Annotated in this window: 5 protein-coding genes; 1 reads left to right on the plus strand and 4 read right to left on the minus strand. The window is 71.3% G+C overall.

The features are described from left to right. Positions 1–5 precede the first annotated feature (5 nt). The 3 genes from ACIBK3_RS27485 to ACIBK3_RS27495 form a co-directional block, all read right to left on the minus strand. A complete protein-coding gene (locus ACIBK3_RS27485; RefSeq protein WP_399369748.1) occupies positions 6–1,985 on the minus strand; it encodes a DNA/RNA non-specific endonuclease in 1,980 nt (659 codons plus the stop codon). Between the two features lie 218 nt (positions 1,986–2,203). Beyond that, the gene (locus tag ACIBK3_RS27490) at positions 2,204–4,417 is read right to left on the minus strand and encodes a S1 family peptidase (protein WP_399369750.1); all 2,214 of its coding nucleotides are present in this window, start codon (positions 4,415–4,417) and stop codon (positions 2,204–2,206) included. 55 nt (positions 4,418–4,472) lie between these two features. Continuing rightward, positions 4,473–5,033 (minus strand): hypothetical protein, encoded by a 561-nt coding sequence (locus tag ACIBK3_RS27495; RefSeq protein ID WP_399369752.1) that lies wholly within the window; start codon positions 5,031–5,033, stop codon positions 4,473–4,475. Positions 5,034–5,499: 466 nt separating this feature from the next. On the opposite strand from ACIBK3_RS27495, the gene ACIBK3_RS27500 reads away from it, so the two are divergent. Then, a complete protein-coding gene (locus tag ACIBK3_RS27500; RefSeq protein WP_399369754.1) occupies positions 5,500–8,871 on the plus strand; it encodes an ALF repeat-containing protein in 3,372 nt (1,123 codons plus the stop codon). Between the two features lie 197 nt (positions 8,872–9,068). On the opposite strand, the gene ACIBK3_RS27505 is transcribed toward ACIBK3_RS27500, so the two are convergent. Continuing rightward, the coding region (locus tag ACIBK3_RS27505; RefSeq protein WP_399369756.1) for an FG-GAP repeat domain-containing protein at positions 9,069–9,514 on the minus strand (446 nt) is incomplete at its 5' end.

Genomic DNA, 9,514 nt, shown 5'->3' on the forward strand with positions numbered 1-9,514 from the left:
TGAGATCAGTTTCCGAGGTTGAGCTGCCCAGTGTTCGCCTGGGTGTTGGTGACGTACACGTTGGGGAAGAGCAACTCCGTTGTGCCGTCCGCCCGTTCGATGTTAGCGCTCATGGTGACTCCCACCGGAATCGTGCTGGTGGCGTCCCGGTAGACGGGCGTGACCTGGTAGAGGATCGCGTCGTTCGCCCCGAAACTCTGGTCGGCCACCATGTTCTGGGCCTGGGCCTCGTAGGTCCGCATGCTGGGCGTGCCGGTGTTCATCCCGACCTGCCAGCAGGGAACGAGGTTGTTCTGACCGCCGTCCTGGATCTGGCCCTTTCCACCGAGGATGTTCGCGATCAGGTGGCACCGGGCCTGCGCGACGACGGGCGGGTTCGCCTGGGCGAACAGCTGCGCGTCCTGCCAGCCGGTGATGTCTCCCTTGGCACCGCTGCCCTTGCCGAGCTTCTTCCCCAGGCAGGCCTGGGCCGTCGTCGGCCGGGTGCCGGGCGGGCCGAGCGGGGTGGTGGTCTTGTTGACGTGGGCGACCGGTTCGGTGGTGTTCTTGATCCACCCGTCGCCGGAAGGAAGCGACCCGGTCGGCAGGTTGCCCAGGCAGGGAGCCTGCGGACCGGCCGTCGGCGTGCTGAACTCCACCTTGAACTGCTCGGCGTCGATGACCCGTTGGTTCTGGAAGCCTTCGGAGAGCTTGCCGTCGGCGAACTGCTTGTCGGCCTGCGGGACATGGGCCCGCACACACGGGGCGGCGGGATCCAGGTCGAGGCTGTTGCCCAGCAGGTAGGTGTCCCATCCACCGTTGCCGAAGTTGGGAATCACCTCGGCGCACTGAGCGCCGTCGGCCCCTCCCTCCCGGGTCTGCGCGAAGGGGAACTCGCCGCAGCTGTCGTCCGGGACGAGCTCCGTCAGGTTCTGGAAGGGCTCCGAACCCGCGCCTCCGCACGTGCGAGCCGTACGGTCGGCCGTGCCGCTCTTCGCCCGGGTCAGCGGCTTGTTCTGCCCCCAGCCGTCGGCGAGGTTCTGCTGGGCCCACTGATAGGCGGCCACCGCGGCACCCGCGTCCGAGCCCTGGGCGCTCATCGGCACGACGGCCATGACCGTGGGGATGACGCAGCCCGGCGACGGAGTGCCCGTGGCCGTGACGTCCCGGACGGCGTCGTCGCAGCGGATCTTGCGGGGGTTGTCCCACGAGGCGTTCGGGTCGACGGCCGTGGCGCCCGGGGAGGTCACGTACAGCTTGTACGAGGTGGTGAACTCCGCGTCGGTGTCCGGGGCGGGCGTCGAGGAGTAGGCGACGGTGCCGCTGATGGACTGGCCCACGGTCAGGTCACCGCCGTACCAGGGCGCCGCCTTCGTCGTCGTGCAGCCGGTTCCGCAGGAGGCCCGGAACTTGGCGTTGAGGGCGGTGACAGCGCCGCTCGCGGCGGTCATCCTCACCGTGACCTGCTCGTTCCACGTCGTGCCGCTCGAGGGAAGGGTCGCGCTGGTCGAGACCGTCAGGGTGCCGCGTCCGATCTCCTTGGCGTTGCTGTCACGCAGGATGTAGACGACGTTCACCCCGGTCACGCAGTACTCGAAGCGCTTGTAGGAGTAGCTGCCGGGGGTGGTGATGTCGCAGCTTCCGGAGTCGGCGGCCGCGGCGAGGCTCCGCTGTTGGGTCGCCGTGCGCTTGACCGGGGCGGGGCTCGTGCTCACACATGCCTCGGCGGCGCCCGCCCGGCGTTCCTTCGAGCGTGCCCGCGTCGGCTCACAGTGCTCCCCGGAGTCCGCCGGGAAAGCGCTGGTCCTGGTGAGGGGCGCGGTAGCCGGCAGATCCGCCGAATCGATCCTGCCCACGTGTCGCGGCTTCGCTTCCGCCCCCTGCTGCGCATAGCTCACGCCGGGCGTGGTGAGGCCCAGCGTCACCACGGTCAGCAGGGTCAGTACGGCCGATCTGACACGTATTCGTCCAGGCCGTTCCGGTCGTATCGCATGCTTGATCGTCATACCTCTCCTCTTGGCGGGGTGCACCGGACAACTGCCGATATCTCAGGGGATCTTGACCAGCTACGACGGCGGCACCACCCCGATGTGAAGCGCCGGGGTGGTGCCGCCGGAGTTGAGGACGGGCACCGTCGGCGGCGAAGCCTCGGCGCGTTCGACGACGCCCGGCACCGGATGAGCCCCTGGGGGCCGGCCATCGCCGGCCCCCAGGGGCTCATGGGTCACCGCGCCGCGTAGCCGAAGCGGTCGCCGGCTGCCGGCAGGCCGCCCGCGCCGGGCTGGTAGGTCGTGACCGCGGCGACGGTGCCGCCGGCGGTGACGTTGGACAGGGGCAGGGCGTACAGGGTGCCGTAGGTGCTGGGGCCCAGCGGCAGGCCGACGTACAGCTTGGTGCCGGTGTAGTGGATGCTCGAGCCCAACTGCTGGTCGGCACCGGGCGCGGTGGGGATGCCGTCGCCGTCGCCCGCCTCCAGCCAGCGGTCGTTGGCGCCCGGGGTGCCCAGCAGGGAGAAGGTGTGGATCGCGCCCGCGTTGGCCGCCGTGCCGATGGCCTCGTTGGGGACGCCCACGGCCAGCTTCATCGTGGCGGTGGTGCTCAGGGCCCGCGGGGCGGTGTTGACGGCGGTCAGGGTGACGCCCATGCGGTCACCGGCCTCCGCGGTGCCGGTCACGTCGTCCTCGCCGGTGCCTTGGGAGATGGTATTGAGCTGGGAGAAGGTGCCCGCGGCGGTGACGCGGAAGGTCTGGGCCATGCCGGCATCGGCCTTGTCGACGCCGGCGACGTCGAGGTCCTCACCGGGTGAGCCGACCGCGAGGATCGAGTCGGTGGCACTGGTCGCGCCGGAGGGGCGGTACGGGGCCAGGGCGAGGGAGTAGCCGAACTGGTCGCCCGCCTCGGCGGCGCCGGAGACGGTGTCGAGGTCCTGGTCGAGCGCGAACTTCGGGGTGGGCAGGCCCGCGGACGTCAGGGTGTGGCTGAAGACCGCCAGGGTGCCGGCGCCGGCGTTCTCGCCGATGGCCTCACCGGGAGCGCCGACGGCGAAGAAGTTGGTGTCGGCCGCGACCGAGCCGCCGAAGCCGTCGTTCGCCTCCGCGGCGCCGGGCACGTCGGTGCTGTCCTGGTGGAAGACGATGTTGGTGGTGCCGTGGAGGTAGAAGGCGGCGCCGGCCTTCGCCTGGCCGCTGACGGTCTCGCCGGGCGCGCCGCTGACCACGAACGGCTCACCGGCGGCGGTGACGCCGGCCGCGACGGAGTCGCCGAACCGGTCGCCGGCCTGGGCGACCGCGGTGTCCAGGGAGCCGGTGCCGGAGCCCTCCTCGAAGTGGGTGTTCTTGACCGTGCCGGTGCCCAGGCCGCCCGGGGCGCCGTGCAGGATGTCGAGCATGCCGGAGTCGGCCGCGTTGCCGATGTCCTCGGCCGGGGTGCCCACGACCAGGTCGGTGCAGCCGTCCTCGTTCCAGTCGACGGTGTCCAGGGACTCGCCGAACCAGTCGCTGGCCTCGGCGGCGCCGGGAACCCAGTCGAGGTTCTGGTTGATCTCGGCGGTGCCCTTGCCGCCGCCGTAGACGATCCGCACCAGGCCCGCCGCGCTGACCCCGCCGACGGTCGCCCGCGGGTCGGAGATCGCGATGTCCTCGACGCCGTCGCAGTTGAAGTCGGTGACGCGGACCGCGCCGGTGGTGGAGCTCACCCAGGAGGCGAGGTCGTCCACGCGCGTGACGACGCCGTCCCTGCGGGTCTCGGCGGTGTCGATGCCGTAGCAGCCGCCCTGGTACGACCGGCTGGCCAGCGCGGCCAGTTGGGCGGTGCCACCGCTGCCCCGGACCAGGGGACCGCCCGTGTCGCCCTTGCACGCGGCGGTGCCGCTCGTGCCGGTGACCGAGGCGGTCGTGGTGGCGGGGGCGTCCACGGTGAAGGTGCCGGTGTGCAGGCTCAGCGGTGCCCATTCGGTCGCGGTGCGGCCGTAGCCGGCGAGGCTGAGGGTCTCACCGGCGGTGGGCGCCGTGGTGGCCAGGGAGATCGGGGACACGTTCGTGACGGGACGGTTGAGGCGGGCCAGTACCGCGTCGCGGTCGGTACGCGGGACCAGTTCGACGATCTCGCGGGCGGCGCCGGCGGTGCTGGTGAGGTCGGAGCGGCCGATGACGGCGGTGGTCTTCGTGGCCGGCTTGCCGGCGGGCACGGACAGGCTCGTGGCGGGGTCGTCGGCGAAGCAGCTGGCCGCGGTGAGCAGCCACTCGCGGTCGACCAGGACACCCGAGCAGCCGCGGTCGTGGTCGCCGACGGTGATTTGCGCGGTGTAGGCGTAGGTGGTGTCGGCGGCGCCGACCGAGGGCCCGGTGACGGCGGCGGCGGAACCGGCCGCGAGCGCGGCGGAGCCGAAGGTCAGGGTGGCGGCCAGTGTGACGAGGCGCACGGGTCTGGCGTAGGTCATGAAGTCGGTTCCCTGGTGGGTGGTGGCGGATCGGGCAGGAGGGCTCGGCGGGGCGCTACTTGGAGGTCCGAAGCTCCAGGAGCGTCCACTCACGGGCCTGTTCGTCCGCGCTCTCGCCCACGGGGGTCCAGGCGTTCTTGGCGATGTCGTACGACTGCTGCTCGGTACCGACCGTCATGTCCGCCTCGGTCGTGTAGTCGTTGCCGCGGATGAGGTAGACCGAGGGGAGTTCCAGGGTCAGCCAGCCGGAGTTGCCCTTGACGTCGAAGCAGATCTTGCTCCTGTCCCGCGCCTGAACCTCCAGTTGACCGGTGCCGGTCGCGCAGTCGGCGAGCGTGATGTGGCCGTCACCCCGCTTGAGCAGGATGTTCTTCTCGGCGAGGATCTTGTCCGCCTGCGGGTAGCCGAAGTCCTCGACCGCGTAACCCGGAGCCTCGTCGGCCACCGCGGCAGTACCTGCCGGGGCATGGGATCCGCCGGGGACGCCGGCCGCCAGGGCGGCCCATGCCAGGGCGCCGACCGCCGCGGTGCCCAGGGTGCGGGCCAGAAATCTCCCGCGTCGCTGCTGTATCGCGAATCGGCGCAGCTGCGCCGCAAATGTGGTGCGCGACTTCATCACTTTCCTCAACTCGTTGCTTCCAAAAGAATGTCCGTAACGTGGTTCAAGGCATGCGTGAAGGAATCGGTTTTCCCCCGTACAAAAAAGCTCCCCCCAAGAGCCGGGGGGCCGCTTCGCCTCCCACATGCCACCTCGCTTGCCTGGCTTTGTCCACTCCGCCAACGGCCATAAAACGGACTGCAGTTGGTGGTGCGATGTGACCCTCGTCACACCCAGGGAACGGTTGTAGGGACTCTTATAAAGAACCTATAACGAAGGCGCGCCGCGCTCTTCTCGGACGAATTTGGTTCGCGGCGCCCAATTGATTGCGCTGTGAACGTGCGTTGGTATGGTCACGTCATTGCGCAGGCAACGCATTCGCCTCACTGGGGCCACACATGACTGCCCGGGCATGCGGGGGAAGCCTGCCGTGTCAGTGATCGCCGATCTGTCTCGCCGACAGAAACCACGAGGACAACTTCCTATGCAGACGATTTTCTGGAGTCGCAGACGGCTCCTCGGCTCGCTCGCCGCCGTCACGGCCGCCGCCGCCAGCCCCCTGGCGTGGACGCCCGTGGCCCGCGCCGCCGAGACACAGCCCGCGACGGCCGATCCGCTCACTCTGCCGAACACCGACCGGGCGAAGGTGGTCAAGGCCTGGATGACCGGCGGCAAGGCCACCAAGGCGGCAGCCGCCGACGCGCTCTTCGGCACCGACGCCGACATCCAGGTCTTCCTCGGCCAGACCCTGCCCACGGTGACGACGGAGGACAACCGCGTCGCGATCGCCACTTACCTGTCCCGGTCCGGCAAGGGCCTGCGCCGCGAGGCCACCGCCGCTCTCGACGGCGGCGACAGCACCATCGCGGCCTTCCTCCAGGGCGGATACGAGTCGGCGCTCCTGGAAGACCTCCAGGTCGCCACCGCCATCCTGTCGGCCACCGGCGGAAAGGCGGTGCAGCGCAAGGCGTCCGCGGCCCTGGACACGGGCACGCGGTCGGCGCTGGAGGCCTTCCTGACGGAGGGCCAGTACACCGCCCGCCTGGAGGACTCGCAGGCCCAGGTCGCCGCCATGCTGGTCAAGGCCGGGCCGGAGGTGCAGAAGTACGCGAACCGCGCCCTGAACGGCTCCGCGACGGACATTCAGTGGTTCCTCGACACCGGCCAGCACATCGCGCGCGCCCGCGACCAGGAGTCGGCGACCATCGAGGAACTCGTCGCGGTCGTCGACCGGGAGGGCAAGCGCGCCCAGGCCGAGACGGACCTGGCCGTCGAGGCGTCCGAGCGGGCCCTGGCCGCCGCGGCCGAGGCGAAGAAGGCGGCGGAGAAGGCAGCCGCCGAGGCCGAGGCCGCGAAGGAGGACGTACAGAAGTCCGCCGCGGCGGCCCGTAAGGCGGCCGGCGCGGCCACGGGCGCGGCGAACGCCGCCCGTATCGCCATCAACGCCTCCAACGCGGCCGTGAACGCCTCCCGCCGCGCCTCCTGGGCGGCCACCGCCGCCTCCCAGGCGGCATCGGTCGCCGGAGGGGCCGCGTCCCGTGCCTACAACGCGGCCATCGCCGCCTCCAAGGACGCGAGCAAGACCCAGGCGGCCAAGGACGCGGCGGTCGCGGCCCGCAACTCCGCCGCCAAGGCGCGTTCCGCTGCCAAGGCCGCCGACTACGCGCGGGCCGCCTGCGCGCAGTCCGTCAGCGCCAGTTCCTCGGCCGCCTCGGCGGCCCGCAACTCCGCGGCCGCCGCCAACGCCGCCGCGCAGGCCGCGGCCGCGTCCGGGGTCGCCCAGTCGCAGGCCGCCGAGGCCAGGCGCCAGGCCGCCATCGCCAGCGCCGCCGCCAACCGCGCCACCAACGCCGCCTCCACCGCGCAGGCCCTCGCCAACACGGCGGCCTCCGCCGCGAGCGTCGCGCGGGACGCCGCCAACTCCGCCGCCGCCCATGCCGAGAAGGCCGCCGACGCCGTCGACGAGGCCGTGGCGAACGCGGGCAAGGCCATCGACTTCGCGAACAAGTCCACCGCCCACGCCGGCGAGGCCGTCAAGGCCGCCGACACCGCCACCAAGGCCGTCACGGACGCCATCGCGGTCGCCAAGGCGGCCCGGGACGCCGAGTTGGCGCGACTTGAGCAGGAGCGGCTGCAGGGGCTGGACGAGGCCCGGCTGCTGGCCGAGATCGAGGCGGAGGAACAGGCCGAGTACGCGAACAAGCGGGCGCAGGAGGCGCAGACCAGCCAGGCGATCAAGGACCTGATCAGCGCGGCCGAGAAAGCCCTGTTCACGGACGGCGACCTGTCGCTCGCTGCCACCCTGGGCCGCAAGGCCGCCACCGGGCTGCTCGACGCCAAGGGGGCGTGGACGCGGGAGGCCGCCCAGTTCGCGCTGTCCGGCAGCGACGACGACGTGTTCTCCTGGCTCGACCTCGACCGGGCCGTCGCCCAGAACCAGGACGACCGGGAGACCGTTCTTTACATCGCCCAGGTGTCCAACCCCGCCATCGCGGCGGCGGCGCACGCGGCGCTGGCCAGCAGCAGCTCCACGGCGGTGGGCGACTTCCTCACCTCCGGGGTGATCCGGGCCTCGCAGGACGACAACCGGGTGCAGATCGGCCGCATCCTCGACCAGAAGCCCGGCAAGGCCGTCACCAGGGCGGCCAACGACGCACTGGACAAGAACACCCCGGAGGCGTTGCAGGACTTCTTCGACCGCGCCTACCCCGCCGCCGTACGGGAGGACGACGCGGTCGAGACCGCGACCTCGGTGTCGAGCGGAGGCGACTACACCAAGGCCTACGGGGACGTCGCCCTGGAGGGGCCGACGTGGATGCGCCGGAACTTCGTCCAGGTGGTGCAGTACTCCTCGGCCCAGCTCGACCACGACTCCGCCACCCACGTCGCCGCGATCCAGGGGGCGATCGCCGCCGCGGCCAAGACCGCCTACACGGCGCAGCAGACCGCGGCACTGGCGTCGCAGGTGGCGGCGAACGCCCGCAACGCCGCCACGGAGGCGCAGCAGTGGGCCGACAAGGCCATTGCCGCGGGGGAGAAGGCCGGCCAGTACTCCGACCAGGCCCGGCAGAACGCCGACGCGGCGGACAAGTCGGCCGCGAACGCGCAGGCCTCGGCGAACAAGGCCTCGGCTGCCGCGTCGACGGCGCGCAGCGCCGCCCGCTCGGCGAACTACTCCGCGAACAAGGCGATCGACGCGGCCCGTTCGGCCCTGAACTCCTCCTACAGCGCCCAGGCGTCCGCGGCCAGCGCCCGCCAGTCGGCGATCGAAGCGGGCCGGGACGCGGCCACGGCGGCCGCCGCGGCCAACCAGGCACGCGCCATCGTCATCCAGAAGCGCCAGGAGGAGGCCCGCGAGGCCGCCCGTGAGGCCGCCGAGAAGGCGCAGGAGCAGCGGAACAACGGCAGCAACCCGGCCGACAACGACACCAACGACGAGGTCAACGAGAACGGCAGCGGCGGCGACAACGACGAGTGGTACTCGGACGCCGGCTGGTGGGCCGACGCCTTCAACTACGTCAGCATCGGCGCCGGATTCATCTCCGCCGGCCTGGGGCTCGCCAGCCTCGTCTTTCCCCCGTTCGCGGTCGTCGGTGTCCCGGCCGCGGCCATCTTCGGCGGCATAGCGATGGGTGCCGGCGCGCTGAGCACCCTGTTCACCGGCATCGAACACGGCTTCACCAGCAGCGAGTTCATGTGGGCCGCGGCCGGTACCGCGCTGAGCCTGGTCACCTACGGCCAGTCCAAGTGGGTCACCCCGGTCGCCAAGAGGGTGGCTCCCGTGGTGAAGCAGGTCGCGGAGGAGGGCAAGGAACTGGTCTCCTCGATCACCAGCGGCCTGTCGTCGATGTTCTGACCGCCGTCCCGGTGTCCCGGGCGGGTGCACACGGATCATCCGCCCGGGACACCGCGCGAGGGCGGGCAGGAACTCCTCGTTGTCGCCGGTGATGCCGCGGCCGGGGTGATGTCGGCTCCGGTACCGCCGACGGTTCAGGGATTTCCCCCGCACCCATGAGAGGGGTGCGGGGGAGAATCGTAGATCGTCCCCGCCGCTCAGATGATGCGGTAGGGCCCCCAGCCGGTACCGGCCTGGTAGCGGGTGCCGAGGGTCTCCATGCCGGGCTTCCCGGTGCCGGGGTAGACCCACAGCGTGCCGTCGGAGGCCTGACGGGTCAGGACATCGGTGAGCCCGTCACCGTTGAAGTCCCCGGTACGGGTGAAGTTCTGGGTCTGCCAGCTCCTGCCGGCCTGGTAGCGGGTGCCGAAGGTCTCCATGCCGGACTTTCCGGTGCCGGGGTAGACCCACAACGTGCCGTCGGACGCCTGACGGGACAACACATCGGTGCGCCCGTCGTTGTTGAGGTCGCCGGTGGTGATGGCGTCCTGGCTCTTCCAGCCGGTGCCGGCCTGGTAGCGGGTGCCGAGGGTCTCCATGCCGGGCTTCCCGGTGCCGGGGTAGACCCACAGCGTGCCGTCGGAGGCCTGACGGGTCAGGACAT

Origin of the sequence: Streptomyces sp. NPDC050287 (assembly GCF_044459385.1) — a bacterium.
In the GTDB taxonomy this organism is placed as follows: Bacteria; Actinomycetota; Actinomycetes; order Streptomycetales; family Streptomycetaceae; genus Streptomyces.